This window comes from Dechloromonas sp. A34, assembly GCF_026261605.1.
Lineage (GTDB): Bacteria > Pseudomonadota > Gammaproteobacteria > Burkholderiales > Rhodocyclaceae > Azonexus.
The window spans coordinates 521395-548161 of sequence record NZ_CP102486.1; the positions used below are offsets into that span (position 1 = coordinate 521395).

The window sequence follows — 26767 nt, forward strand, 5'->3', positions numbered from 1 at the left end:
AAGGGGGCGGGTGATTCCCGGCCCCCTCCTAGGTAGTCAAGTCATTGTCTGCTGCAGCAATTACTGGAACTTGTAGATGTAGCGCAGGCCGGCGAACGTCGAATTCTGAGTCGGCGATGCCGTCACCGTAGTGCCGTCAATACCGGTACATGACGTATAACAGAAGGGCACTCCGCCAGCCGCACTCCAGCTCCAGTCGTCGGTCAGCCAACGTTCGTGGACCAGATCGAGGCGGATGTCAGCATTCTTGGCAACTGCGTAGATACCCTTGAACTTGATGCGGGTCAGTTTGTTCTCAATGTCGGGTACAGGTCGGAAGTTGGCAGTGAAGGTCGTGATACTGAGGTTCTGGTTGTGCTTGGTGACGCTGCGCAACCATTCCAGATCAGCACCAAAGCTAAATTTTGAAGTGATCTTGCCAAGCAGGCCCAGACCAATCGAATTGGTTACTTCCTCGAGATTTACCTTGTTGGCGGGCTGAATAGCAGCAGTTGGCGCAACATCCTGTGTTGAAGACATGTCTTCATGAGAGAGCCAGGCATTCAGTTTCCAGTCGTCGTTAAACGTGTAGCTGGCATCCAGTGAGGTCAGCCAGGCACTGCCTTCTTTGAGGCCCCAAGGTTGATTGTTACTTCCATAGTCATCGCGTGCGCCCTCTACCGCGAATTGGAGAGACAACTTATCGAGCGGTTCCCAATCGATCTTGGCACGAACCTTGTCCCGCTTGCGGTCGGCGATATGCATCGGCGAGATTCGGCTCTCATTCAAATCGCCGGTAGTGGCAAGGAGGGTTGTTGACCCGGTCCGGTCGCTATAAAGATAGGCAATGGACCCGTTCAGGTTGTCGTCGAAGGAACGGCGCAGCTGCAGACGGTAGGTCGTTTCATTAAGCTCGGTTCTGTAAGGAACCAGCCACTGCCCTCGCGAAGGTACGGATCGGTCCTGCGTGTAATAATCCATCCCAGCGGTGAGGCTGAAATTTTGCGGCAGGCGGTAAGTGCCTTCCAGCTTTCCAGAGGTCTTGGTAAAGGTGTGTGGCGTGTTGAAGCCGAGGTTGCCAGCGATGAACTGTGCCACCGGAGTCTTATCATTGACATCGTGGTAGCGCAGATTGGCATTGAGCGACAGTTTCGGCAGGGGCCGCGAACTAATGCCCAGTTGTACCAGTGTCGTATCAATCCGGCCATCAAGACTCGAAGGAGAGCCTGCCAAGGTTGGGGCCACTCTCCGGGTTGGGAACTGCTCGTCTTGTGTCGCCCGCGTGTAAGCTACCTTAAAAGTCCCACGAGTTGTCGGGGTGAAATTGTAGCCGCCGTCGATGAAGCCTTGATGTGCCTGATTGCTCAAAGGTTGAGACAAGTGGGTCAGAGCAGGAAGGGCCGGAGCCGCGACATTAGTGCCAAACGACACCAGGCCACCGTTATTCTGCTCGAACCAGCTACCGTAATAGCCGCCTGACAGTTGAAGTTTTGTCCCTGCGTATTGCAGTGTGGCTTCCAACTGACGAATCGTGTTATCGATCGGCTCAGCTAGGAAGCGCGGGCCGTCGCCCCCCCACTGACGCGTCCCTGTCTTTTCCTCATTCTTAAAATCGATCTTGAAATCGAGCCCTGGCAATAGATTCTTGTAGAACCCGCCGTTCAGCATTTCACGGACTGTCCCCAACTCAACTTGGCGTTTGGGGAAAGCAAGCGCTCCTGATCCGCTAACAATTTGGCGCGACGTTCCCAAACCCTGTAAACCGGTATTAAAGGTCCAAGGGTTGTCTCTTGGCGTCTTGTTGTACTCAAAGTAACCGCCGACATTGCCCTGGCGCAACACATCTATGCGCAATTCCCGATTTTCAAGTCCCAGGTTTTGGGCCTTTAGGGTGTACCAAGTGCCCGTGGCATCGTCTCGCTTGATGATATCAGCGTCGAGCAGGCCATAGACACCCTTTTCCCGCATGCCGTCATAGATGCCTTGCTGATGTCGATCACCAGACCAGTTGCCGATACCAAGCGAAACGCTGCTGTCCGGCTTGATCAATTCGTTAACCTCGGCCTCATCAGCCAGTGCAGGGCCAAAGGCCATCATCAATGCTGCAGACAGCGCCGTCAGCCGGAACGTTTGTTTAATCGTGCTCATGATTATCTTCCCCTCGTGATCATTTGCGGAAGCGGCCGGCGTTCGCAGTGTTTTCGGTACTGTTGCCACCGTGAATATTGGTATGGCAGTTAAGACAGCCACGCCCGACGGTGCCCAAATTCCCCGAACTCGTATTCGGGTTGGCAGGCAGGGCACCGACCTGACTGCGGTGGTGGTTGGTACCAGAATGGCAATCCTGACAGAGGAATGGGGGTCTGCTCTTGAGCAAATTGGCGATGGTCGTGCCATGCGGGTTATGGCAAATGCCACAGTCTTCGGATACCGGTTCATGGTTATGAATGAAGGGCCCGCGCTTTTCCATGTGGCAGGTGTAGCAAGTTTCGTTGGTGCTGGCCTTGATTAGCTGCTTGGGGTTGTCGCCATGAACGTTGTGGCACGACGAGCATGTCATCTTGCCTTCGACGATCGGGTGGTGCGAAGGCTTGTTGACCTGACTGCGCTGTTCCTTGTGGCAGGTGAAACAGGTTTCGGTCTGGGTCAGTTTGTCGCGTACCTTATCCTTGGCGGCGTGAACCTTGTGGCAGGAGCTACAGGCGACGTCCTGGGTGCCGTGGGCGCTGGTTTGCCAGCCGATGCGGGCACCGCCCTGGTGGCAGGTCAGACAGGAGCCATTACGCGCTTCAACGGGAGTGTCGGATTTTTTGCCGAACCAGCGATCGGGCTTGGGTGGCTTGCCGCTGCCCTTGTGGCTGAGGTGCTTTTCGCTTTCGCCGTGGCAATCGGTACAGGTCGGGGTGCGACCGTCGGCGACGGTGCCGTGCTTGGTCTTGCCGATGGCAAGTACCGAGGGTCTCAGATCAAGCATCGTCGGTTTGGTATCGTCGGCCTCGTCGTGACAGCCGGTGCACTTGGCATCGCCCTTCAGGATCAGGTCTTTGGGGGCTTCCTTGGCCGGAGCCTTGGGAGGGTCTGCAGCAAGTGCAGCCCCTGAGAAAAACATGCTGACGCATGCCGTCAACGCCAGTAATTGTCGTACTTTCATAGAACCCCCAGACTTTCCCCATGGTCGCGCCCAACGGAAGGTTGGGCACGGTGTTACACGTAATCGATTTACAGCGAGAGAATCCAATAAATCAGATTCTTGATTTCGGCCTGATCCTTGGTCTCAATGATCTTGTGGTCTTCTTCGGTGCCATCCTCAAGCTTGACCTTCGGCCCGGTGGTCATGTTCTTGTACATCTTCTGTTCGCCTTCGGCTTCCTTGCCCTTGTACTTGGCGGCGATCTTCTGGTACGAGGGGCCCTTTTTGGTCTTGTCGATGGCGTGGCATTTCAGGCAGTCATTCTTTTTGGCCAGCGCCTTGGCCGCTTCCGCGTCGACAGCGGCAGTGGCGCCTGTTGAAAAGGCAAGGAGGGCGGTCGAGGACAACACCAGTGTCAGGTGAGCAAGCTTGGTTTTCATTTTTTCCCCATTCTGAGAAATTTCGAGAGCCTCGTGCCCCCGGCCGATGTACTAGGCCAATTGGCCTAATTGTTCTCGGGCAGTCTATCCAGCAGCCATTCGCATCAACATCGGCGAAGGATTAAATTTGGTATAGGAAATTTCCTATTCCCGATTTTCAGAAATCGTTTGCTTCCGCCAGTTGGTGGGCTATCGCATAGCGAATGAGTTCGCCTGTGTTGGCCAGCTTCATCTTTTCCAGAATGTGCGTCTTGTGGGTGCTGATGGTCTTGACGCTCAAGGAGAGGCGGGCGCCGATCTCAGTCAGGCCAAGGCCGCTGACCAGCATGTTGAAAACCTGATATTCGCGGTCGGAAAGCTGGGTGTGGGGGAGGGGGCCATGGCTCGGGCGGATATCGCGGACCATCAATTCGGCGACCTTGTTGCTGACATGCACCCCGCCGCCAGCAATGCGGCGAATGGCGGAGATCAATACCTCGCTGTCACTTTCCTTGGTCAGGTAGCCGGAAGCGCCGGCATGCAAGGCGCGCACTGCGTATTGCTCCTCGTGGTGCATGCTGAGAATGAGAATCTGGAGCTCTGGTTTCTCTTCTTTGAGAATCTTGATCAGATCCAGGCCGCTGCGTCCGGGCATTGAAATATCAAGGATCACGACTCCCCAGTTGCGCTCGCGGACCCGCAGCAGGACCTCGTTGCCGTTGGCCGCCTCGCCCTCGACTGATATGTCCTCGGTGTCCGACAGGATCTGCTTCAGGCCGTGACGGATGATGGTGTGGTCATCCGCTAACAACACCTCGATTTTTTGCATTGTCATCCTCCGTTTTTTTTTCGAATGGTACTGTCGCTTCAACCAAGGTGCCACCGCCGGGTGTAGTGACTATGGAAAGGGTTCCATGCAAAATTTGTACCCTTTCGCGCATCCCGATCAGACCGATCCCGGAATGGCTTTGTTCCGCAAGCTGGAAGCCGCAACCGTTATCCCGGATGGAAAGAATCCATCGATCGTCAGCCAGCCGAAGATCGATCTGCACGTGGCTGGCCTGGGCATGGCGGGTGATGTTGGTCAGCGATTCCTGCAGGACGCGGAAAAGCGCCGTCGCAATCGGGCTTCCCTGCGGCAACTCGTCGTCAGGCAGGGTAAGGGTGATCGCCAGGCCGGTGCGGGCCGCTACCTGGTCGACGTACCAGCTGGCTGCCGCGGCGAGGCCGAGATCATCGAGGACCAGTGGTCTGAGTTCGGAGGAAATGCGCCGTACGGCCGAAATCGTCTGGTCGATCTGGCCTTTGATCGAACCGAGCCGGCCCGCCAGTTCGTCATTTTTCCCCGCTTGCCGGCTGCTCAGCCAGGAGACCTCCATCCGGATGCCGGTCAGGAACTGGCCGAGTTCATCGTGGATCTCGCGGGAAATCCGCGAGCGTTCTTCCTCGCGGACGTTTTCCAGGGCGGCCGACAGTTGGTGGAGTTGCCGGTTGCTTTCGAGCAAGGCCCGTTCGGCGCGCTGGCGTTCGGTCAGGTCGCGAAAGATCGCGGTGAGAAGAATCTCGCCATGAAATGTGGTGGTCGACAAACTCATTTCCACCGGGAATGCTTCCCCGTTCCGTAGCAACTCGACGCTGGCCATCAGAGCCAGGCCGGCCTCGGCACGCCAACCCTGTTCGAGATAGTCGAGGAGGCTGGCGCTTTGCGGCTGGCATTGGCAATGCAGCAGTAGTTGTTCGACATCGGCACCGATCGCCTGCTCGGCGTGGAGGCTGAACATCGTTTCCGCCCCGTGGTTGAAGAGCACGATCTTTTTTGCAGAGTCCACGATCACGATGGCATCCTCGACCGACTGGACGAGATGGCGCAGTTGCTCGTCGCTCGCCTTGAGAGCCGCCTCCAGGGCGCCCTTGCGCAGCAGGTTACGCACCATCAGCAAGGTGATCGTCAGAATGAAGAGCAGGCCACCGGTGACGCCGACGATGATCGGCCGGGAGATCCGTCGCCAGTTGGCCAGCGCTCTTTCCTGGTCGATGTTGACAGCGATGACCAGCGGATAGTCGGCGACTTTGCGAAAGGCCAGGTAGGTCGTTCCGGCAGCTGATTCCTCGCTGGTCTCGAGCAGGGTGCCAGCGGGTTTCTGCTGAAGGCCTGCCAGTACGCCGTCCGTGGCGACCCGTTTGCCGAGGGAATTTTCGTCGTGGGGTTTGCCGGTCAGGAGAATTCCATTCTCATTGAGCAGCCGAACCCGGGCGCCGAAATCGAGTGCGATATCGTTATAGAGCGATTCGAAATGGTCGATGCTGATCGAGGCGACGAGAATGCCGCGCAGTTTCCCCTGGGCATCGAGCAGGCGCATGCTCAGGTAGTAAGTCCACAGCCCGTCGATCCTGGCCTGTTCGGGCGGACTGATGAACTGGTCGCTGGTGCCTCCCTCGGCAAAATAGCGGTAGAAGCTGCGCTCCTTGACCGAGAGGTCGCGGATGAAGTCCGCGCGCGACGAGTTGACGCCGTAGCCGTCGCTGCTGATTACGAACAGCGAGCGCACTTGCGGCAGGCTGTCGGCCCGAGCCTTCAGCAACAGGTGGATCGGGAAACTGTCGAGTTCGAAATTGCGACCAATGTCATCCGAGATGCGCTCCCGGGTGCCGCGCATGGTCAGCGTGACCCCCTCGAAGGTACGGGCCGTTTGTTCGGCCAGAATGCGGCTCAGGCTGGCGATCTGGCCGCGCGCGGCACGCAGTTCCTGCTGGCGCAAGTCGGCCAGCAGGAAGGACGACGTGGCGGCGGTGGCCAGAATCATCACGGCCGCAAGCATCAGCACGGCGCTGGCCGACGCGTTGTGGCGGACGGCTTCCAGCAAACCGCGCAATCTATTGAGCATCCATATTCCTCGTTACTCTTGCACTTGATCGGGACTGCCAGCGACTGCACTTTACATGCCTGCGGCTCGTTGCGGCTAGCCACGTGCAGTTGGCCGCATCAGGCAGGGTAAAATCGCCGGACTATGAACTGGCACGCCCTCAAGGAAAAACTCGATCTCTATGAAAAGCTGATGCGGCTCGACAAGCCGATCGGCATCTTGCTGCTGCTTTGGCCGACCTTCTGGGCGCTCTGGCTTTCGGCGCTAGGCCAGCCGGACTGGACGGTGGTCTGGGTATTCGCGCTGGGCACCGTGCTGATGCGCTCGGCCGGCTGCGTCATCAACGACTATGCCGACCGCGATTTCGACAAGCACGTCGAGCGCACCAAAGAGCGTCCATTGACAGCCGGCAAGGTAACGACGAAGGAAGCGCTGTGGCTGTTCGCCGGATTGTCGCTGGCGGCGTTCGCGCTTGTCCTGATGTTGCGCAACAGCCTGGTGATCTGGCTCTCGGTGCCGGCGCTTTTCCTGGCGGCCAGTTATCCGTTTACCAAGCGCTTCTTCGCCATTCCCCAGGCCTATCTCGGCATCGCCTTCGGTTTCGGCATTCCGATGGCCTATGCCGCACATCTCGACCGCGTCCCGGCCGAAGCGTGGTGGCTGCTGCTCGCCAACGTCTTCTGGGCCGTTGCCTACGACACCGAGTACGCCATGGTCGATCGTGAGGATGACTTGAAGATCGGCATCAAGACCTCGGCGATCACCTTCGGGCGGTTCGACGTGGCGGCGGTGATGGCCTGCTATGCCGTTACCTTGGGCATCATCGGCGGGATCGGTTACTCGCGGCAACTCGGCTGGCCGTTCTACGCCGGTCTGGCCGCCGCCGCCGGCATCATGGCCGTGCACTACACCTGGATCCGTGGCCGCGAACGCATGCCCTGCTTCAAGGCCTTCCTCCACAACAATTACGTCGGCGCTGCGATTTTCGTCGGCATCGTCGTCAGCTACCTGATCCCATGAAATATCACGACCTCCGCGACTTCATGTCGCAGCTGGAAAAGACCGGCGAACTCAAGCGCGTCGGCGTCGAGGTCGATACCCGCCTCGAAATGACCGAAATCTGCGACCGCGTGCTGCGCGCCGGCGGGCCGGCCGTGCTGTTCGAGAAGCCCAAGGGGCACACGATTCCCGTGCTCGCCAACCTGTTCGGCACGCCCAAGCGGGTCGCGCTCGGCATGGGCGAGGAATCGGTGCAGGCGCTGCGCGAAGTCGGCAAGCTGCTCGCCTACCTCAAGGAACCGGAGCCGCCCAAGGGCCTGAAGGATGCCTGGGACAAGCTGCCGATCCTCAAGCAGGTCATGAACATGGCGCCGAAAACGGTGTCGAGTGCGCCCTGCCAGGAAATCGTCTGGGAGGGCAAGGACGTCGATCTCGCCAAACTGCCGATCCAGCACTGCTGGCCGGGCGACATTGCGCCGCTGATCACCTGGGGCCTGGTCGTCACCAAGGGCCCGCACAAGAACCGCCAGAATCTCGGTATCTACCGCCAGCAGGTGCTCGGCCCGAACAAGGTCATCATGCGCTGGCTGGCGCATCGCGGCGGGGCGCTGGATTTCCGTGATCACCAGCTGGCCAATCCCGGCCAGCCTTTCCCGGTGGCGGTGGTGCTCGGCTGCGACCCGGCGACCATTCTCGGCGCCGTGACGCCGGTGCCCGATTCGCTGTCGGAATACCAGTTCGCCGGCCTGCTGCGCGGCGGCAAGACCGAGCTGGTCAAATGCCTGGGTTCGGCGCTGCAAGTGCCGGCTTCGGCCGAAATCGTCCTCGAAGGCGTCATCCATCCCGGCGAGATGGCGCTCGAAGGCCCCTATGGCGACCATACCGGCTACTACAACGAGCAGGCCGAGTTCCCGGCGTTCACCATCGAGCGCATCACCATGCGCAAGAATCCGATCTACCACAGCACCTACACCGGCAAGCCGCCCGACGAGCCGGCCGTGTTGGGCGTCGCGCTCAATGAAGTGTTCGTGCCGCTCCTGCAGAAGCAGTATCCGGAAATCGTCGATTTCTACCTGCCGCCGGAAGGCTGTTCCTACCGGCTGGCTATCGTTAGCATCAAGAAGCAGTATCCCGGTCACGCCAAGCGCATCATGTTTGGCATCTGGTCCTTCCTGCGTCAGTTCATGTATACCAAGACGATCATCGTCGTGGACGACGACATCGACATCCGCGACTGGAAGGAAGTGGTCTGGGCGATGACGACGCGCATGGACGCCACACGCGACACGACGCTGGTCGACAACACGCCGATCGACTACCTCGACTTCGCTTCGCCGGTGGCTGGCCTCGGTTCCAAGATGGGGCTCGATGCCACCAACAAGTGGCCGGGCGAGACGACCCGTGAATGGGGGCGGCCGATCGTCATGGATGGCGACGTCAAGCAGCGGGTCGACACGATGTGGCAGGAACTAGGTCTTTAGGAAGCTTGACCGTTTCCGCGGCGTTTTGAGAGAATCCGCGCTCCTATCGGTATCGAGATACGGAACACGGTGCGAATCCGTGGCGGGCCCGCCGCTGTAACCGGGGACGAAGACTGCATGGTCGCCAGACCAGCCACTTGCGGGGCATACCGCGCAGGGAAGGCGCAGCGCTTCGGCTGATCCGGAAGCCAGAAGACGAATCGATGCCAATCTGGAGCCAAGGCAAGGGCTCCGGCTGACTGCATGCGAGAAGCGTGCGGTGAGCCGGAGCCCTTTTTGTTTTTGCATTCCCGAGGAGTGGAACATGACCCAAACCGTGACTTCAACCGTCAAAACCCCGCAAACGACTGAAAACCAGGCCGCCCCGGCCGTTCCGACCATCGCCGTGCGCAAGAGCTGCAACCCGGAAGGCATGGGCCTGTCGCACTATGTGCTGATGGACAAGAAGGCGGCCAAATGACCGCAGCGCTTCCCGCGGGAGCGCTGCGCGACCCGCATTTCCTGCCGGTGGATATCGGCCACGATATCTACGCCGCGGTAACCGATCCGGACACCGCCTTCTGGGCACTGGTCGACAAGAACAAGGTCGGCGAGGGGCTCGATCCGGCCACGCTCGCCGCCTATCGCGAAAAGGCCGAGGGTTTCCGGCAGGAACTGCATGCCCTGCGATTTGGCCTGAAGCCCTCCGGCGTCTATCTGAATCCGACCGAGCGCTGCAACCTCAACTGCACCTACTGCTACCTGCCCGATACCCAGCGCAGCGGCGGCAGCCACATGCCGGCCGTGACGCTGCTCGCCTCGCTGGGCAAGCTGCGCGACTACTTCCGTTCGGTGATGCCGGACGGCCGCAAGCCGCGCGCCATCTTCCACGGCGCCGAGCCGCTGATGAACCAGGCGGCGGTGTTCGAGGCGATCGATGCCTTCGGCGACGATTTCGTTTTTGGGCTGCAGACCAACGGCACGCTGCTCGACGATGCGGCGCTCGACTTCCTGACCTCGCGCAATGTCAGCATCGGCCTCTCGCTCGATGGCCCGGTCGCCGGGATCACTGACGCGACGCGCCGGACCTGGGGCGGCAAGAGTGTGCACGACAAGGTGTTGCGCACCATGGAAAAGCTGCGTGGCTACGGCTCGTGGAGCGTCATCACGACCTGCACGACCGAGAACCTGCCTTACCTGACGCGCATGGTCGAGTTGTTCCACGCCCATGAGGTGCCGACCTGCATGCTCAACACCGTGCGCTGCACCCTGCCCGGGGCGCGCGGCGTCAAGCCGGCCGACGGCGACATGGCCAAGGCCTTCTTCGCCGCCATGGACCGCACCCACGAGCTGTACCAGGAAACCGGCCGCAAGCTGATGGTGGCCAACTTCGCCAATATCCTGATCGGCATCCTGGCCCCGACGGCGCGCCGCCTGATGTGCGACATCTCGCCCTGTGGCGGTGGGCGTGCCTTCTTCGCGCTGGCCGCCGACGGCAGCCTTTATCCGTGCAGCGAGTTCATCGGCCTGCCCAATTTCCGGGGCGGCAACCTGCTGGTCGATGGCGTCGAGGCGGCTCTGGCCTCGACGGCCTTCCAGACGGTGACGACGCGCGATGTCGACAAGTTCAGCCCCTGTGGCGACTGCGCGATCCGTCATTTCTGTGGCTCGCCCTGTCCGGCCGAAGCCTTCGAGATGAACGGCGGCATGGACAAGATCGGCGCTTTCTGCGATTTCTACAAGGAACAGGTCAATTACGCTCTGCGCCTGATCGCCGACGGCAAGGCCGACGACTATCTGTGGGACGGCTGGGACGACGGGACGGAAACCGTTTTTGCGCTGAGTTGAAGAAATGCCGGAGGGCGTCTTAACATGACGCCCTCTGTCATTTTTCGGGCGCTGTTTGTCATGACCACCAATCTCGTCATTCGTGACACCAATCTCAACGAACCGCAGCACGCCGCAGCCTTCCTCGACCTGCTGGAACACTACGCTCGCGACCCGATGGGCGGCGGCGCCGGGCTTTCGGCTTATGCCAAAGACAATCTCGTGCGCGAACTCCGGGCCGTGCCCAGCTTCCATGGCGCGCTGGCCTTCGCCGGCGACGAGGCGGTCGGCCTGATCAACTGTTTCACCGGCTTTTCTACCTTCGCGGCCCGGCCCCTGCTCAATATCCACGACATCGTGACGCGCCGGGAACGCCGCGGCCGGGGCGTCGGCCAGGCGCTGCTGCAGTGGGCCGAACAACGTGCCCGCCAGCTTGGCTGTTGCAAGCTGACCCTGGAAGTGCTGTCCAACAATGCCCGCGCCATGGCATCCTACGAACGGGCCGGCTTCGCGCCCTATGTGCTCGACCCGGCTGCCGGCCAGGCCTTGTTTCTGCAAAAGAACCTCTAGGAGGTCGCATGCCAGCACCGCTTCCCGTTCCCGATCTGCACGGCGTGCGTCCGTCGCTGGTCCAGCTGACTCACGTCATCTATGGCCTGCATGCCCTGGCCGTGCTGATCGGCGTCACCTCAGCGGCGAGCGTGGCCGGCGGCTTCGTCTTCGGCCTGCCGTCGCTGATTGCCGTCTTCCTCAATTACCTGAAGCGCGGCGATGTCGCCGGTACCTGGCTGGAAAGCCACTTCCGCTGGCAGATCCGGACCTTCTGGTTCACTGCGCTGTGGCTGGTGGTCTATGGCCTGCTGATCATCACCATCATTGGCATTCCACTCGCCTGGATCCTGATCGCCCTGCTCGGGCTATGGGTCGGCTACCGCGTCGTGCGCGGCTGGGTGGCCCTGGCAGGTGTCCGGCCGGTCGGGTCCTGAGGCCTCAGATGCCTATGTAGCGGCCGGCCTTGTGGTTGACCGCGATCACCAGATTGAGGGCGAGCGCGCCGAGGATGGATAGCGCGATGCTCAGCGGATCGCGCACGAAGGCGGCGGCCGCCAGAATCATCAGATCGGCACCCATCTGAAGTTTGCCGGCTCGCCAGCCGCGGGTGTTCTGGAGGTGGATGACGAGGATGCCCAGACCACCCAGGCTGGCCTTGTGGCGGATCAGCATCAATAGCCCAACCCCGGCCAGGAAGCCGGCCATGATCGCCGCGAAGGCGCGGTCCAGCGACTGCAGCGCAATCAGCGAGGGCAGTATCTCAGTGTAGATGGCGAGCAGGCTGACCGCGATGAAGGTCTTGATGGTGAACGACCAGCCCATCGAGCGCACGGCCAGGAAATAGAAGGGCAGGTTGATGGCAAACAGCAGTAGGCTGATTGGCCAGTCGCTCAGGTAATGGATCAGGAAGGCGATGCCGACCGTGCCGCCGGTGAGCAGGCCGGCGTGACGAAAAAGCAGCACGGCGAAGGCGACGAAGAGCGGGGCGACGAGCAGGGCCTGGGCGTCCTCGAACAGCGTGTGGCGGACGGCCGCTTCCGGCTGGCTCATTCGCTCTCCAGCACGACGGACTTCTCGCCAACCCGGCGCTGGGCGACCCAGGCGATCAAGGCGTCGATCGCCGCGCTGCCGGCCTGGGCTCGTGGGTGGTTGATGAAGAAGGTGACCGCATAGCGCCGGCCCTGGGCATCGAGCGCATAGCCGGCGGCAGTCTTGACGCCGTCCAGCGTGCCGGTCTTGATGTGGGCGCGGCCGGTCGCCGCCGAGCCGTTCAGGCGCTTCTTCATCGTGCCGTCGATGCCGACGATCGGCATGCTCGAGATGAATTCGGGCATCACCGGGCTCTTCCAGGCGTCCTGCAGCAGGCGGTTCAGGCTGCTGGCGCTGATCCGTTCGCTGCGTGACAGGCCGGAACCATTGTCGAGCACCAGTTCGGCGAAACGCAGGTTGCGGGCAGCCAGCCAGTCGGCGACGCGCTGCCGGGCGCGTTCGGCGGTGGCCGGTGCCGTAGCTCCCACGAGGGTTTCCTGCGGGGCGCCGTTGCCCAAGGTCAGGAAAACCTGGCGGGCCATCACGTTGTTGCTGAACTTGTTGATGTCGCGCACGGCGTCGGCCAGCGGCGCCGACTCATGCTGGGCGAGCAGCTTGCTGCCGATGGCAACGCTGCCGCCGCGCACCTGCCCGGCCAGCGTGCCGCCGAGTTCCTGCCACAGGCTGCGGAGCAGGCCGGCAGCCTGGGCATCGGCCGGCAGCGGGGCGAGATTGAGCGTCTTCTCCCCGCACAGGGCACTGTAGCTGCCGCTCAGTTCCAGGCGCTGGCCGCCGTTTTCCGGAATCAGGTGGATGTCGATCAGGTCTTTCCAGTTGCTGCTACAGCCACCGTCGCCGCTGCGCAACTGGTTGTCGAGGCGCAGGTTGGTGCTCGGCGTTTCGAGCAGCACGCGCGGTCGGCCGTTGTCCGGCTGCAGAGTCAGGCGCAGGGCGCGGTAATTGATCAGCAGACCATCCGGGCCGACGTTGTAGGGGCGCATCGGCTTGTCGTCGAAAGCCCCGGGGTCGATTGCCGGAACATCGAAGACCGTGCGGTCGAGCACGACATCGCCGGCGATATGGGTGATGCCGCGTACCCGCAACTGGCGGAGCAGGGCCCACAGGTGTTCGATGGCGAAACGCGGATCGCCGCTGCCTTTCAGGTAGAGGTTGCCGTTCAACACGCCGTCAGCCGGCGCGGCCTCAATCCAGGCTGTGGTCTTCCAGGTAAAGGCCGGGCCGAGCAGGTCAAGTGCGGCGTAAGTGGTAAGCAGCTTCATCACCGAGGCCGGGTTCATCGCCTGCGTCGCGTTGTGGGCGACCAGCGGTGCTGGTGCATCGACCGGCTGGACGACGACGGCGACGCTGGTCGCAGGAATCTGCGCTACCTTCAGGGCGCTCAGCACCGTAGGCGGCAAGCCCTCAGCCAGCACGCCAAGCGAGAGGGCGAGCCCGAGCAGCAACGTGCCCAGGCGCTTCATGCGTTCAGTGCCGGGGCACCATTCCGGTCGCTCCGGCCATGGAAACAACGGCTGGCCCCAGGGGCGAAGGTTTCGGCAGCGGCCGGGTTGCGCGGGAGTGGGTGCATGGCAATGGAATGGGGGCCGGGAAGCCCCCATTCTACGTGGCCGGAATTATTTCCGGTAAAGCTCGAAGCCGGCGATCAGTGTGTCCAGGCGCCGGGCGGTTTCCAGCAAGTCGTCGGCGGCGTGCTTGGCGGCTTTGGCCGAGCTGGTGTTCTGGTCGATCAGGTCGGTGATCTGCTGCATGCTGCCGGCGACTTCTTCGCTGGCTACACCCTGCTGTCGGGCGGCATCGGAAATCTGCGCCGCCATCAGCGAGACCTGGCTCGATGAATGGGTGATCCCTTCCAGGCCGGCGACGCTCGCACGCAGCTTGCCGATGCCGGTTTCTACCTCGCTGGCCGCGAGATCCATGCTGGCCACGGCCTGGGCGGTAACCGACTGGATTTCACCGACAGTGTTGTTGATGTCGGCGGTCGAGGTTGTCGTTCGTTCGGCCAGCTTGCGCACTTCGTCGGCGACCACGGCGAAACCGCGCCCCTGTTCGCCGGCGCGGGCGGCCTCGATCGCCGCATTCAGGGCAAGCAGGTTGGTCTGGCTGGCGATGTCGGCAATGACCTTGGTAATGTCGCCGATCTTGGCGATCGAATGCTTGAGTTGGTCGATGGTCGAATTCGAGCTATGGACGGCTTCGACCACCCGCGTCGTGGCGGCCATGCTCTGGTTGATGTTGCTATTGCTCTGGCTGACCTGTTCCTGCGATTCGCGCGCGGCCGCAGCGGTGTCGTGGGCATTGGCGGCAACTTCCTGGACCGATTGGCTGAATTCCTCGGTGGCGGCGGCGACGCCTTCGACGCTGGCTTGTTGCTGGACGGATTGTTCGGCGACGCGGGCGAGCTGGGATTCGAGATCCCGGCAACGGGTGGCGATGGCGCTCGATGCCGTCTTGATGTCGTCGAGCATGACCTTGACGGTCGCCTGCATGGTCGCCAGGTTGCACAACAGCAGACCGGGTTCGTCGCGGCCGGAAACATCGATATCGTCGGTCAGCCGGCCTTCGGCGATCTGCTCGAAGTGGGCGATGGCTTTGCGGATCGGCCTGACGATGGCCGCGACAAGCAGGGCGCCGCCGATCAGCGCAATCAGCAGCGCGAAAACCAGGCAGCCGATGATGATGTTGCGGGTCGTCCGGTAGCGCTCTTCAGCGACCATGAAGTCGCTCTCGGCGCTGGCCGAGAACTCCTGGATCAGGGCTTCGCCATCGCGCCGCATTTCGGCAAACAGCGGGTTGATCTTGAGCAGCAGCACTTCGTTGGCCTGCTGGAACTTGTCCTCCTTGAGCAGTTCGCGGGCGACATTGACCCCCTCCTTGGAGAAGCGCTCGCGGGTGTCGCCGAACTTGGCGAGCAGTTCCTTTTCCTTGTCGCTGAGCGGCAGTTTCTTGAGTTCCTCGAGGCGGGCGTTAATTTCCTCGCGATTCTTCAATGTCGCCTCGATATGCAGGCTCAGCGAATGTTCATGCAGTTTCGAGTTCGGATTGGCCGGGTCGTGCTGCAGTCCGAGCATGATCTGCGAACGGTTGTCGGTGAGCAGCGCCATCATCCGGTTGGCCGCGTTCGAGGGCAGCAGTTTTTGCGTGAACATCTGCCCCAACTGCTGATCGGTTTCCGCCAGACCCTTGATGCCGGCCAGACCGATCAGGGTCATCAGTGCCAAAATGGCGGCAACGGCCATCCAGAGCCGGGTACGCAGCGACAAGGTGCGTTTGCCGGTGGCGGGCAGGGAGCCTTTCTGCCCCGCCGCCGCGTACATGGCCTCGGCGGTGGCCCGCTTTTCCCGGTCCGGGGATGTCCGTACCGACTGGAAGCCGGTGATCTGGCCATTCTTCCTGAGTGGGACGACGACGGCCTCGACCCAGTAAAAATCGCCATTTTTGCAGCGATTCTTGACCAGACCCTGCCACGGCAGGCCCGACTGGACGGTGCTCCACAAGTCGCGGAAGGCGGCTTCGGGCATGTCCGGGTGGCGTACGACGCTGTGATTCTGGCCAATCAGGTCGTCACGACTGAAGCCGCTGATGGCGACAAAGGCATCGTTGACGTAGGTGAGTACACCTGTGAGATCGGTTCGTGAAACCAGATAGGTGTCGGGTGGAAAGGGGACTTCTCTTTGGGTAACCGGCTGGTTGTTTTTCATGTTTTTGGTGGACTCGACGGGCGGCTGATGCGAGCGATTCTATAGGTTAAATCAGTGAATTTTCAGTTGCTTGGTGACTTCGGCAAAACGCCGAAGAGTCAATGCTGGAGCGGATTTTCAAATGTCATTCTGTCTATATTTCTATGGCATATGTCGATGGTGTGTTGTCCGGTGATTGGCACGCTCCGGCCGGCAAATAATTCAACGCGGCCACTCTCTAGCATCAGTGAAAAGGCCTGGATCACCAGGCCTTATTTTTCGCATCGTTTCCAGAGGCTGGAACGTGCGGATCGTTGGGGTTGCCGGGGGCTTACCGATAGCCTCGATGACCGTGGCGCCAGTGATGGCCGTGATGTCGGTAGTGGAAGTAGGGGGCCGGGATGGGAACCAGCGGGACGTAGGTCCGATCAGGCGGTCCGTAATACCCCGACGAATTGTAGGGCACGACCGCGCAGGCACCGAGGGCAGAAATCGCCAATCCGATTATGGCAAGACGGCGAACAGTTTGCAGATAGCGTTTCACGATCGTCTCCTTCCGATCAGGTCACGCCACGTAGACCCCGGCCAAACTCCGTTGTATCCGCCATTTACGATTTGTTACTCGGGAGTTCTTTGGCGAACACTACCGACCTCTGCATTTGTTGATGAAATCAGAACTTTTTCCCGAGCCTCCAGTCTTCTCGATTACGGGGCAGTTCAATGTGCGTAGAGTCAGTACGGTATTGAAAAAAGGGGGACACATGGCAAGCAGTAAACAGGAAGCGGGCGTCGGGCGGGAGTTGCGAAATGCCTGCGACAGACGAACCGGCGATGGAGAGCCACCTGCCGGATGGAGCGAGCGCCGGCGAAAAGTTGAACGTCGCATGCCAACGGTGAAAGAGGATGAAATCTCGCAGAGCGAATGGTTCAAGCGGATGGCGGCCTTCCTGGCCCAGAGAAAGGCGAAAAGGGAAGCCATCAGTCGAGCCTTCGAGTCACTCGGGAACTCGGAAAATATTGCCTGATGGGCAAGCTGCCTAGCGACATTTTCGGACTAGGCCATATTGTCCGGTGGACTCTTCGTCCATACGATCGGAATCTAGTGCTTGCAGCCATTTGTTGCTGACTGGTTGGTTGCAAAGCGCTTAGCAGGCACTGATGGGTGGCAATAAAAAGGGGATGCCACAGCATCCCCTTGATGTTCGCGCCTGGCGTTGTTGTGATTAGCCTTTTGCAGATGCCCTCAGGAAACGGCCAAACCCCATTCCGAGCAAAGCAAGCCCAAACAGTGCGAGAGTTGCAGGTTCGGGAACTTGGGTGGTAGTACAACCATTGGGTCCGACGCAAGCTGCGCCAATAAACAGGTTTTCAAAACCGTTGTTTAGATCCTGAAAGTCGACTCTTACCTGCATCTCGGTGAAGTCATCCGACCAGATCAGATCGTTTAGCGCCGCCGAGAAGATTGCGTATGACACATCGTTTTGGCCGATATTGTGCTCGAAGGTGTGGCTGTCTACTTCCGACCCATCACAAGCAACGATATCTGCTGGTTTCGCGAGCGCGAATTCTTTGCTGTAACACAGGGTTATCGGACCACCACTGAATACGTAATCGCCATGACCAAACGCGCTGGGCGACCCGGAGGCGGCATTGAATAATGTAAAGGTTTGAGGGCCGCCACTGCCGACCAGTGTGACTTGTGCCCAGGCCCAAAGGTCATTCGAACCCTGAGCTTTCTGCTGATTGTTATTGAAATAGGCTACCAAGTCGTGCTGAATGCCATCGAAGGTCAGGTAATCGCGCAATGCAGCCAGCGAGATGTTCCACGTCGGCCCCCCGTAGCGGTGGAGGTCGAATAATTACCTGTCGCGTTGCCGGCAAGATTGGGAAAGTCAAAACCATCCTGGACAGTTCCGGCCAAGCCCAAGTCCTGGTTGTTTTGGTTTCCGCCCGAGCCTGTGCCAATGACCAGCGCGTCCTGAATCGTGTTGGCCGTATTGAACATGTAGGCTGGTCCACTCATTGATGTCGACGCCCAGTCCAGGATAGGCATCGAATAGGAGGTGAAGTCTCCGTAGTTGTCTGAATACGGCAAGCCCGGTGCCGGGAAATTGAGTACCGGGACGGGGGCTGCGAAGACAGGCGAAACGGCCAATACGGTCGTTGCAATAATCAGAGATTTAAGCGTTTTCACGGCGGCACCTACTAGTTGGGGTTGCATGATTTATAGGCAGCACATTCCGCGCCAGATCTATTAATTGCATGAAATTATTGAGAATTGTTTTGATTTACTGGCCTTGGAACACGTGTCTGTAAAAATTCTCGACAATAATTAGCCTGATTGCCTCGCTCAAAGGCGGACTCAATTGGAGCAGCTATGCTTCGTTCGCTCGCAACACCATCGCCCATCGAGACCGGATCGGGAGTTTTCAATAGATATCCGGGTTAGTCCGTCATCCGTCGAATTTATCGGTCTGCGCAAACCCAACGGGAGAGGGAGTGGCATGGATGGCAAGGGCTACTGGCGCGGCAACGTCTTTGTCGAGCCTTCAAATCTGAGGCGGGTTATCTGTAAGCGCCCGGCGAACTCATCTGTGAATTGACGGCTTAGACCGTGAAGATAGTGTCCACTAAAAAAGATGGTGGACACGATCGATGGAAGTTAAGAAGCCGAGCCGCCGCAGGCGGACTCACCCCGAGGAGTTCAAGCAGGCAGTGATTGCTGCCTGTTGTGAGGCCGGCGCTTCAGTTGCCGGCATTGCGTTGGCCAATAGCGTCAATGCGAATCAGGTCCGTCGCTGGATGCGGGAACGGGGCATTGAGCCACCGAGCCGCAGCCTGCCGGCACGGTCGATTTCACCGGCGCGCGGCACAGAACCCGCCTTTGTGCCGGTACCGATGCCACCCATCGTCTCAAGCATCCCCGACATTCGGATCGAAGTTCGGCGTGGCAACACGGCGGTGAAGATTGAATGGCCTGGACAGGCGGCGAGCGATTGCGCCGCCTGGTTGCGAGATTGGCTACGGTGATTCGGGTCGATGCCCTGTGGTTATCGACCACGCCGCTGGATATGCGGGCGGGGACCGAGACGATCCTGGCCCGGGTCGTCTCGATGTTTGGCGAAGCCCGACCCCACCATGCCTATCTGTTTGCCAATCGCCGAGCCAACCGGATGAAAGTGCTGGTCCATGATGGATACGGTATCTGGCTAGCGAACCGTCGGCTCAATCAGGGGCGATTCTGCTGGCGGCACGGCAACAGCAGCGTCGAGCTCAGCCGGCCGCAGTTTGATGCACTCGTCCTCGGTCTGCCATGGGAACGACTGGCTGACGGCGGTGTGATCCGGATTGTTTGACGGTCCACCATTGGGGAAGTCCACGATGGTCAGATCGGGCGGCGGACGGCATCATGCCGGCCATGTCCTTGCCAACCCACCTCGACCAACTCAGCGCTGACGAACTGCGTCGCCTGCTGGTCGAGAAAGACCGCGAGTTGGACTGGCGCCAAGCCAAGATCGACAAACTCACGCATGAACTGGCGATGCACAAGCGCTGGCGCTTCGGGGTCAAGACCGAGCACTGGCCGGTCGAGCAGGCGCAACTATTCGAGGAAACCATCGATGCCGATCTGGCGGCGATGGAAGAAGAACTCGCACAACTGTCGCCGACGCCACCGAAGGCGAAAGGCCAGGCCAAACGCCAGCCGCTGCCGGCGAGTCTGCCGCGTGCCGACATTCATCATGAGCCTGAATCCACGGTCTGCCCTTGCGGCTGCACGATGAAGCGCATCGGCGAGGATGTGGCCGAGAAGCTCGATTACACGCCAGGCGTCTTCAGCGTCGAGCGCCACATTCGTGGCAAGTGGGTCTGCGGGCAGTGCGAAACGCTGATCCAGGCGCCTGTTCCGGCGCACGTTATCGACAAGGGTATTCCGACGACCGGCTTGCTCGCGCAGGTGCTGGTTGCCAAATACCTCGACCATCTGCCGCTCTATCGTCAGGAAGCGATCTTCGGTCGGGCCGGACTGGCCATTCCGCAATCGACACTCGCCCAGTGGGTAGGGAAATGCGGTGTGGCACTCCAGCCCCTGGTCGATGCCCTGAAGGATGAGATGCTCGGGCATCGGGTGCTGCATGCCGATGAAACGCCGGTGGCCATGCTTGATCCGGGGGCTGGCAAGACGCATCGAGCCTACCTCTGGTCCTACAGCATCGGCGCCTTCGAGCCGACCAAGGCGGTGATCTATGACTTTGCTGAAAGCCGTGCCGGCAGGCACGCCCAGGAATTCCTGGGTGACTGGCGCGGCACACTGATTTGCGATGATTACTCAGGCTACAAGGCACTGCTGGCCAATGGGTTGACTGAAGCCGGCTGCATGGCGCATGCCCGGCGCAAGTTCTTCGAGCTACACAGCCAGAAGCAGAGCCTGATCGCCGGCGAGGCACTGGATTGTTTCGGCAAACTCTATGGGGTCGAGCAGGAAGCTGCCGGATTCGACATCGATGAGCGACGACGAATTCGGGAGGCGAAAGCCCGACCGATTGCCGATGAATTGCATGCCTGGTTGACCCGGCAACGACAGGTGGTACCCAATGGCTCGGGGACCGCCAGGGCGATCGACTACAGCCTGAAACGCTGGGTGGCGCTGACGCATTACCTAACGGATGGCCAGGTGCCGATCGATAACAACTGGATCGAGAATCAGATCCGGCCGATCGCGCTCGGCCGCAAGAACTGGTTATTTGCCGGCAGCTTGCGCGCCGGCAAACGCGCCGCCGCGATCATGAGCCTGATCCAATCCGCCAAGCTCAATGGTCACGAGCCTTTGGCTTACCTGAAGGATGTCCTGACCCGCCTGCCGACCCAACCGGCAAGCCGCGTCGGCGACCTGCTGCCGCACCGCTGGCAACCTCAAATCACCGACTGACCTGAGTTCGCCGGGCGCTTACGGTTATCTCAAAGTTGATGACTCTTATCAGCCGCAAAAACCGGGCGGGTCAGCCATGTTCGATTCGATGCTTTGCATTGGAAAAAAACCACCAAAGAGCCCATAGTGACGTGGGTTTGAAGGATGCTGCAGATCTTCTAGCGACTTGTTTCTGGTGGCGGGAGTTGTCGAGTCATTGCTGAAAACTATTGCGCTGCAATGATCTATGTTCTCAATATTTATGAGTTGCCCCCAAAGTTACCCCCGTCCAAACGATACTGGACCGTTTGGTCAGGGTGTCGAGCGAGGAAATCAGGTGCGCACAAAAACGAGAAGCCCGCTCGCCCTTGCGGGTAGGAACGGGCCTGAATCGCTTGATTGAATTTATTGGGCGCTCACCAAGGTCATACTTTAACTAGCGCCATCGGCCTCACCGACTAGCCTGCATCGTGTAGCGAAAAGCCAATGATTCCGCACCAGATGACGATGCCATTAGCACTTCATCGCGGATAAAAGCTTTCATCCCGCAGGCACTTTCAGTCTAGGTTGCATTCGGAGAATTGCTAGCCCTGTTTCTATTTCAACAAACCGGCCAGTTGGGAAGCAAGGGCCCACTTTCCACGTAGCGGCATTGGCTTGGCCGAAACTCCGGCTGGACGAACAGACAACAAAAAACCCGCAGTGACGCGGGTTTGAAGGATGTTGCTGCTCTTCTTACGACTTGTTCCTGGTGGGACGGGCGCTAATCCAAAACTCAACCCCCGGCTTTCTTTCACCATCCTGGCTATGCGAAAAGACCTGAAAACGAGTCCCATCAGGAGCGGCTCCGGACAGCGGTGCCCATCTGCATCCATGCTGGTGCATCAAATCCAAAAACTTAGTCATGGCGGCTTCTGCTGCTTGCCGGCTGGCAATATCTTCGGCGCGGGAAGGTTCGGCCATCCCTGACGGATGGTTATGGGCAAGGATGCAGCCTGCTGCATTGTGAGCCAGCGCTGCCTTGACCACTTCACGCGGATAGACCGATGTTTGTGTGAGCGTGCCGGAAAACAAAGCGTCGAACGCGATAAGGCGGTTTTGTGCATCCAGCCAGATCACATGAAACTCTTCGTGCTCAAGGCTGGCCAGCTTCAGCTTGAGATAGAGCCTCACTGCTTCAGGGTTGCTCATGGCTTCAGTACGATAGACGGCGCTTTCCTCAAGAACCCTGATGGTGCAGTTCAACTGCACGGCGGGCGCTGGGTTCAAGGCGATGAATGCAGCTCGGCTGTTGGCTTGGTTCCAGAGTGCGGACAGCGCTCTTGGGCAGCCTGCCACGGCGTTTCGGCGGTGTGGCTGAATTGCTTGCGTTACTATGCACGGTAGCCATGGTTGCATCTCCTATAAAGGTGCTTCGTGGTTAGGATTGCCAGGGCGCTGCAACGCCCTGGCAACCCGCTTTGCCTGATTCCGTCAGGCGGCGGTGTGCTCTACGCTGCCTCTGGCAGTCGGTTTGCCGGGGCCACCTTGGGCGCCCCCGCCCGTCTGGCCTGCCAAAGGTCGTAACTCGTCTGCATCTTCAGCCAGACATCGGCCGGGGTGCTGGGTATCCACTGCTCAAGGCGAAGGGCCAGGTCTGGCGAGATGGGGGCGCGGCCGTTGATCACCCGTGAAAACTGCACCCGTGAAATGCCCAATTGGACTGCAGCCTCAGTCACGGTCAGGCCAAGGGCCGGCAGAACATCCTCCTTCAAGGTTTCGCCAGGGTGGGGCGGGTTGAACATCTGCGACATAGGCGGCCTCTCAGTGGTAATCCTGGTAATCAACAATCACGGCGTCGCCATTCTCGAAGGCAAAGGTCAGGCGCCAGTTTCCGTTCACCCAAACTGACCAATGGCCGGCGAGGTTGTGGGATAGCGGGTGAAGCTTCCAACCGGGAATGTCCATCTGTTCCGGGGTACTCACGGCGTCAAGCTGGGCAAGCTGACGGGCAAGCCGCTTGGCATGTGCCGGATTGATTCCAGCCTTGCTACCAGTCCGGAAGAAGTTTTCCAAACCCTTGTGTTGGAAGCTTTTAATCATTGGTTGTATCGTAGTTTGTTACACCAGAAGAAGCAAGCACCCTTTCGCGGATTGCCAACACTAGGCAGCACTGCCGTGCAGCGGTATGACTTCAGCCCCCGCCTTCAGCTTGTCAAGGTAGTCTGCCCAAAGCTGCATCATCGCCTTGCGTTCCTTCAGGAACTTGGTGCGGTTATAGGCAGTGCCCAAGGCATCCGAAACGGTGTGGGCGAGCTGGTGTTCAATGACTTCCGGCTTCTGGTGCAGTTCTTCATGCAGGATGGTGCGGGCCATTGCTCTAAATCCGTGCCCGGTGATTTCTTCCTTGGTGTCGTAGCCCAATCGCTGCAGGGCTGCATTGATGGTGCCATCACTCATTGAGCGGTCATTGCCCCGGGCGCCAGGAAACACAAACCGGCCATGCCCGGTCAGAGCGTGCAACTCTCGCAGGATCACCACGGCTTGCGAGGCGAGGGGAACCAGATGGTCGGATTTCGTTTTGGTGACGAAATATCCCCACTCCGCTCTATCAAGGTCAAAGCTTGTCCACTCGGCCCGGCGTAGCTCGCCAGGACGCACGAACAGCAGCGGGGCAAGGCGTAGGGTGCACTGCACGACAAACGTGCCGCTAAAGCCGTCTATGGCCCTCAGTAGCTCGGCAACCTTGGCGGGTTCGGTAATGCTGGCAAAGTTGCTCTCCTTGACCGGTGGCAGTGCGCCGCGAAGATCCGGGCAGGGGTCGCGTTCGGCCCGTCCGGTGGCGATGGCGTAGCGCATGACTTGAGAGATATTGCCCTTGGCCCGGTGGGCGGTGTCGAGCGTGCCGCGCTTCTCGATCCGGCGCAGGACTTCCAGAACGTTGGGGGCGGTTATCTCGGCAATGGCCTTGCCGCCCAGCCAGGGGAATACATCGTTTTCCAGTCGAGCGATGATCTTGTCGGCATGGCTGGCCGCCCAGGTGTCGCGGTGCTTGGCAAACCACTCACGGGCGATGACTTCAAAGGAGTTGGCCGAGCGTTCTACCTTCGCGGCCTTCTGCGCTTTTCGAGTCTCGCCAGGGTCGGCGCCATTCGCCAATAACTTGCGGGCCTCTTCCCGGCGCTCGCGGGCATCCTTCAGGCCGATATCGGGATAGATGCCGAGGGCCAGGCGCTTTTCCTTGCCATTGAATCGGTACTTGAACCTCCAAAGCTTGCCCCCTGCAGGCGACAACTCGAGATAAAGCCCGCCCCCATCAAACATGCGGACAGGCTTGGTGCCTGGTTTGGCTGTGCGGATTGCTGTGTCGGTTAGGGGCATTGGGGGCATCCTCTTGTTGCTCAGTAAGCCCCGGCGAACTCAGGTCAGTCGGTGATTTGAGGTTGCCAGCGGTGCGGCAGCAGGTCGCCGACGCGGCTTGCCGGTTGGGTCGGCAGGCGGGTCAGGACATCCTTCAGGTAAGCCAAAGGCTCGTGACCATTGAGCTTGGCGGATTGGATCAGGCTCATGATCGCGGCGGCGCGTTTGCCGGCGCGCAAGCTGCCGGCAAATAACCAGTTCTTGCGGCCGAGCGCGATCGGCCGGATCTGATTCTCGATCCAGTTGTTATCGATCGGCACCTGGCCATCCGTTAGGTAATGCGTCAGCGCCACCCAGCGTTTCAGGCTGTAGTCGATCGCCCTGGCGGTCCCCGAGCCATTGGGTATTGGCCAACGCAATGCCGGCAACTGAAGCGCCGGCCTCACAACAGGCAGCAATCACTGCCTGCTTGAACTCCTCGGGGTGAGTCCGCCTGCGGCGGCTCGGCTTCTTAACTTCCATCGATCGTGTCCACCATCTTTTTTAGTGGACACTAGCCTCAACCCCCCGTGGATACGATAAGTTGTATCTCAATCGCAATAGGTGCGAACAAACGAAACCGTGGGCTGTTGAGTTACTAGTGATGCTCGACCGAGTTTTTCTTAATTATTTTTGTTATGGTTGTTCTGCTAAGTTGAAAGATTTTGGCAGCTTCGGAATAGAGGCCCCGCCTCTTCTGGTTCCGCAGCTTTAGTTGTTCGTAGTACCAGCGGACAATTTCAGCATCTCGTTCCTCGACGTTTGACCACGTAGGGGCTGTCTCCTGTTGCTTTGGGAAACAGTCAGGTATGGGAATGGATTGAGAGGTGCACCACCGGCGGAATTCGTCGGTAGATACAAGAGCTGTTTCCAACTTGTCGCCCTGGGGTTTGTGATACATCGCGCCATTGTTTAGGGCTGCGCCGGCTAGGTAGCAGCGAGCGATAAATTCTTCGGGTGGTGTGGAGCAAGGGAGGTTAAATACCCAGCCTCTCGTTCGTTCTGGGTCGATGTTGCATGAAAGTGCAACTAGGACCCATAGCGGCGCAACAGGCAATTTTTGCCAAAGACTCCAGTTGGGGGGAGGGCAAGGCATTCGCATAGTTATGACGCGCCGAGGCCGCAATGGCTTTGACATATTCCGAAATCCTATGGTGCCTCAGGCAACGTTTGAGTGAAGCTGAACAATCTGCGCTCCAGTCTTAAGGTTGTCTAGATAGTCTGCCCATAGCTGCATCATCGTTTTTCGTTCCTTTAAGAACTTGGTGCGGTTGTAGGCAGTGCCTAAGGCGTCAGATACCGTGTGGGCCAATTGGTGCTCAATGACTTCTGGCTTTTGGTGCAATTCTTCATGCAGGATTGTTCGTGCCATTGCCCGGAAGCCATGCCCTGTAATTTCCGTCTTGGTGTCGTAACCCATCCGCCGCAAGGCGGCATTGATGGCAGCCTCGCTCATTGAACGGTCATTGCCGCGAGCGCTGGGAAACACAAACCGGCCATGCCCGGTTAGGGCATGCAATTCTCGCAGGATCGCCACGGCCTGAGAAGCAAGCGGGACCAGGTGGTCTGATTTCGTTTTTGTAACGAAATATCCCCACTCGGCTTTGTCAAGGTCAAAGCTTGCCCACTCGGCACGCCGTAGCTCGCCAGGGCGTACGAACAGGAGCGGGGCAAGGCGTAGGGCGCACTGCACGACAAACGTGCCGCTGAAGCTGTCTATGGCCCTCATAAGCTCGCCAACCTTTGCGGGTTCGGTAATGCTGGCAAAGTTTCTTTCGCTGACCGGTGGCAGTGCGCCGCGAAGATCGGGGCAGGGGTCACGTTCGGCCCGTCCGGTTGCGATGGCGTACCGCATGACCTGAGAGATATTGCCCTTGGCCCGGTGTGCGGTGTCCAGCGTTCCTCTCTTTTCGATTCGACGCAGTACTTCCAGAATGTTGGGGGCGGTTATCTCAGCGATGGCCTTGCCGCCTAGCCAGGGGAATACATCTTTAATCAGTCGGGCGATGATCTTGTCGGCATGGCTGGCCGCCCATGTGTTGCGGTGCTTGGCAAACCACTCGCGGGCGATGACTTCAAAAGAATTGGCTGCGCGCTCCACCTTGGCGGCTTTGGATGCCTTCTTGTGTTCGCTGGGATCAACGCCATCAGCCAACAGCTTGCGGGCAGCATCTCGCTTTAGGCGTGCATCCTTGAGGCCGACATCTGGATAGACACCAAATGCAAGCAGCTTCTCCTTGCCTTCATAGCGGTATTTGTGCCGCCAGTATTTCGAGCCATTGGTATGGACTAGAAGGAATAGCCCTTTTTCATCCTGCAGCTTGTAGGGCTTCGCGGCTGGCTTGGCATTGCGGACGGCAGTATCGCTGAGAGGCATTTGGGGGTATCTCCCTCGGTGGTATAACCATGTACCCCCGTTTTATACCCCCATGTACCCCCGGATTGCAATAAGCCTAATCGGATAGTATTGGACGAACAGGCAACAAAAAACCCGCATTGACGCGGGTTTGAAGGATGTTGCTGCTC

General features: G+C 59.5%; 24 protein-coding genes, 2 pseudogenes and 1 riboswitch. Of the genes and pseudogenes, 10 read left to right on the forward strand and 16 right to left on the reverse strand.

From position 1 onward, the window contains the following. Positions 1 to 60: 60 nt before the first annotated feature. The 5 genes from NQE15_RS02615 to NQE15_RS02635 all read right to left on the reverse strand — a co-directional run bounded on the left by NQE15_RS02615 (position 61) and on the right by NQE15_RS02635 (position 6413). The gene (locus NQE15_RS02615) at positions 61 to 2127 is read right to left on the reverse strand and encodes an MtrB/PioB family decaheme-associated outer membrane protein (protein WP_265946256.1); all 2067 of its coding nucleotides are present in this window, start codon (positions 2125 to 2127) and stop codon (positions 61 to 63) included. A 19-nt stretch (positions 2128 to 2146) separates the two neighbouring features. Then, entirely contained in the window at positions 2147 to 3088 is a 942-nt protein-coding gene (locus NQE15_RS02620) for a DmsE family decaheme c-type cytochrome (RefSeq protein ID WP_265946258.1), read from the reverse strand. A gap of 110 nt (positions 3089 to 3198) precedes the next feature. Continuing rightward, entirely contained in the window at positions 3199 to 3549 is a 351-nt protein-coding gene (locus NQE15_RS02625) for a c-type cytochrome (protein ID WP_265946260.1), read from the reverse strand. 157 nt (positions 3550 to 3706) lie between these two features. Then, on the reverse strand, positions 3707 to 4357 hold the full coding sequence (locus NQE15_RS02630) for a response regulator transcription factor (protein ID WP_265946262.1): 651 nt from the start codon (positions 4355 to 4357) through the stop codon (positions 3707 to 3709). Beyond that, positions 4326 to 6413, reverse strand: a complete 2088-nt coding sequence (locus tag NQE15_RS02635) for a cache domain-containing protein (RefSeq protein ID WP_265946264.1) — start codon at positions 6411 to 6413, stop codon at positions 4326 to 4328. Before NQE15_RS02635 ends, NQE15_RS02630 begins: the two co-directional genes overlap by 32 nt. A 123-nt stretch (positions 6414 to 6536) precedes the next feature. On the opposite strand from NQE15_RS02635, the gene ubiA reads away from it, so the two are divergent. The 6 genes from ubiA to NQE15_RS02665 all read left to right on the forward strand — a co-directional run bounded on the left by ubiA (position 6537) and on the right by NQE15_RS02665 (position 11664). Then, positions 6537 to 7412 (forward strand): 4-hydroxybenzoate octaprenyltransferase, encoded by an 876-nt coding sequence (ubiA, locus tag NQE15_RS02640; RefSeq protein WP_265946266.1) that lies wholly within the window; start codon positions 6537 to 6539, stop codon positions 7410 to 7412. Further along, positions 7409 to 8872, forward strand: a complete 1464-nt coding sequence (ubiD, locus tag NQE15_RS02645) for a 4-hydroxy-3-polyprenylbenzoate decarboxylase (protein WP_265946268.1) — start codon at positions 7409 to 7411, stop codon at positions 8870 to 8872. The genes ubiA and ubiD overlap by 4 nt, the downstream gene beginning before the upstream one ends. A gap of 30 nt (positions 8873 to 8902) precedes the next feature. Further along, positions 8903 to 9092, forward strand: a riboswitch (cobalamin riboswitch). 84 nt (positions 9093 to 9176) lie between these two features. Beyond that, entirely contained in the window at positions 9177 to 9332 is a 156-nt protein-coding gene (gene cbpA, locus NQE15_RS02650) for a modified peptide precursor CbpA (RefSeq protein ID WP_265946270.1), read from the forward strand. After that, positions 9329 to 10699, forward strand: a complete 1371-nt coding sequence (cbpB, locus tag NQE15_RS02655; RefSeq protein WP_265946272.1) for a peptide-modifying radical SAM enzyme CbpB — start codon at positions 9329 to 9331, stop codon at positions 10697 to 10699. Before cbpA ends, cbpB begins: the two co-directional genes overlap by 4 nt. Positions 10700 to 10723: 24 nt before the next feature. Then, the gene (locus tag NQE15_RS02660) at positions 10724 to 11248 is read left to right on the forward strand and encodes a GNAT family N-acetyltransferase (protein WP_265946274.1); all 525 of its coding nucleotides are present in this window, start codon (positions 10724 to 10726) and stop codon (positions 11246 to 11248) included. Positions 11249 to 11256: 8 nt separating this feature from the next. Then, positions 11257 to 11664, forward strand: coding sequence for a DUF4870 family protein (locus tag NQE15_RS02665; protein WP_265946276.1), 408 nt, complete (start codon positions 11257 to 11259; stop codon positions 11662 to 11664). Between the two features lie 4 nt (positions 11665 to 11668). Here NQE15_RS02665 and NQE15_RS02670 read toward each other — a convergent pair whose 3' ends face one another. From NQE15_RS02670 to NQE15_RS02680, 3 genes are all read right to left on the reverse strand, one after another. Beyond that, complete coding sequence (locus NQE15_RS02670) at positions 11669 to 12280, reverse strand: YitT family protein (protein ID WP_265946278.1); 612 nt, start codon at positions 12278 to 12280, stop codon at positions 11669 to 11671. Then, positions 12277 to 13740 carry a D-alanyl-D-alanine carboxypeptidase/D-alanyl-D-alanine-endopeptidase gene (dacB, locus tag NQE15_RS02675; RefSeq protein ID WP_265946280.1) on the reverse strand — a complete coding sequence of 488 codons (1464 nt, stop codon included), beginning with the start codon at positions 13738 to 13740 and terminating at the stop codon, positions 12277 to 12279. The genes NQE15_RS02670 and dacB overlap by 4 nt, the downstream gene beginning before the upstream one ends. A 153-nt stretch (positions 13741 to 13893) precedes the next feature. After that, positions 13894 to 15978: a methyl-accepting chemotaxis protein gene (locus tag NQE15_RS02680; protein ID WP_265946282.1), complete on the reverse strand. Its 2085-nt coding sequence runs from the start codon at positions 15976 to 15978 to the stop codon at positions 13894 to 13896. A gap of 644 nt (positions 15979 to 16622) precedes the next feature. On the opposite strand from NQE15_RS02680, the gene NQE15_RS02685 reads away from it, so the two are divergent. Continuing rightward, positions 16623 to 16982, forward strand: a complete 360-nt coding sequence (locus NQE15_RS02685) for a hypothetical protein (protein ID WP_265946284.1) — start codon at positions 16623 to 16625, stop codon at positions 16980 to 16982. 198 nt (positions 16983 to 17180) lie between these two features. Here the strand turns inward: NQE15_RS02685 and NQE15_RS02690 are convergent, their stop codons facing one another. Together NQE15_RS02690 and NQE15_RS02695 are read right to left on the reverse strand one after the other, a co-directional pair. Further along, positions 17181 to 17762, reverse strand: a complete 582-nt coding sequence (locus NQE15_RS02690) for a PEP-CTERM sorting domain-containing protein (RefSeq protein ID WP_265946286.1) — start codon at positions 17760 to 17762, stop codon at positions 17181 to 17183. Next, positions 17747 to 18151: a hypothetical protein gene (locus NQE15_RS02695; RefSeq protein ID WP_265946288.1), complete on the reverse strand. Its 405-nt coding sequence runs from the start codon at positions 18149 to 18151 to the stop codon at positions 17747 to 17749. The genes NQE15_RS02690 and NQE15_RS02695 overlap by 16 nt, the downstream gene beginning before the upstream one ends. A 461-nt stretch (positions 18152 to 18612) precedes the next feature. On the opposite strand from NQE15_RS02695, the gene NQE15_RS02700 reads away from it, so the two are divergent. The 3 genes from NQE15_RS02700 to tnpC all read left to right on the forward strand — a co-directional run bounded on the left by NQE15_RS02700 (position 18613) and on the right by tnpC (position 20884). After that, positions 18613 to 18987 (forward strand): transposase, encoded by a 375-nt coding sequence (locus NQE15_RS02700; RefSeq protein ID WP_265942633.1) that lies wholly within the window; start codon positions 18613 to 18615, stop codon positions 18985 to 18987. After that, positions 18930 to 19313, forward strand: a complete 384-nt coding sequence (gene tnpB / locus NQE15_RS02705) for an IS66 family insertion sequence element accessory protein TnpB (RefSeq protein WP_265942632.1) — start codon at positions 18930 to 18932, stop codon at positions 19311 to 19313. Before NQE15_RS02700 ends, tnpB begins: the two co-directional genes overlap by 58 nt. A gap of 62 nt (positions 19314 to 19375) precedes the next feature. Beyond that, the gene (tnpC, locus tag NQE15_RS02710; protein WP_265950075.1) at positions 19376 to 20884 is read left to right on the forward strand and encodes an IS66 family transposase; all 1509 of its coding nucleotides are present in this window, start codon (positions 19376 to 19378) and stop codon (positions 20882 to 20884) included. An 867-nt stretch (positions 20885 to 21751) separates the two neighbouring features. Here tnpC and NQE15_RS02715 read toward each other — a convergent pair. From NQE15_RS02715 to NQE15_RS02740, 6 genes and pseudogenes are all read right to left on the reverse strand, one after another. Next, positions 21752 to 22060: pseudogene (locus NQE15_RS02715) on the reverse strand (JAB domain-containing protein); the annotation flags it as partial. Between the two features lie 293 nt (positions 22061 to 22353). Next, on the reverse strand, positions 22354 to 22656 hold the full coding sequence (locus tag NQE15_RS02720; RefSeq protein WP_265946290.1) for a HigA family addiction module antitoxin: 303 nt from the start codon (positions 22654 to 22656) through the stop codon (positions 22354 to 22356). Positions 22657 to 22666: 10 nt separating this feature from the next. Further along, entirely contained in the window at positions 22667 to 22945 is a 279-nt protein-coding gene (locus NQE15_RS02725) for a type II toxin-antitoxin system RelE/ParE family toxin (RefSeq protein ID WP_265946292.1), read from the reverse strand. A gap of 60 nt (positions 22946 to 23005) precedes the next feature. Next, positions 23006 to 24223 carry a tyrosine-type recombinase/integrase gene (locus NQE15_RS02730; protein WP_265946294.1) on the reverse strand — a complete coding sequence of 406 codons (1218 nt, stop codon included), beginning with the start codon at positions 24221 to 24223 and terminating at the stop codon, positions 23006 to 23008. Positions 24224 to 24267: 44 nt separating this feature from the next. Then, positions 24268 to 24609, reverse strand: a pseudogene (locus NQE15_RS02735) (IS66 family transposase); the annotation flags it as partial. A 791-nt stretch (positions 24610 to 25400) separates the two neighbouring features. Further along, complete coding sequence (locus tag NQE15_RS02740; protein ID WP_265946296.1) at positions 25401 to 26618, reverse strand: tyrosine-type recombinase/integrase; 1218 nt, start codon at positions 26616 to 26618, stop codon at positions 25401 to 25403. Between the last annotated feature and the right edge of the window lie 149 nt (positions 26619 to 26767).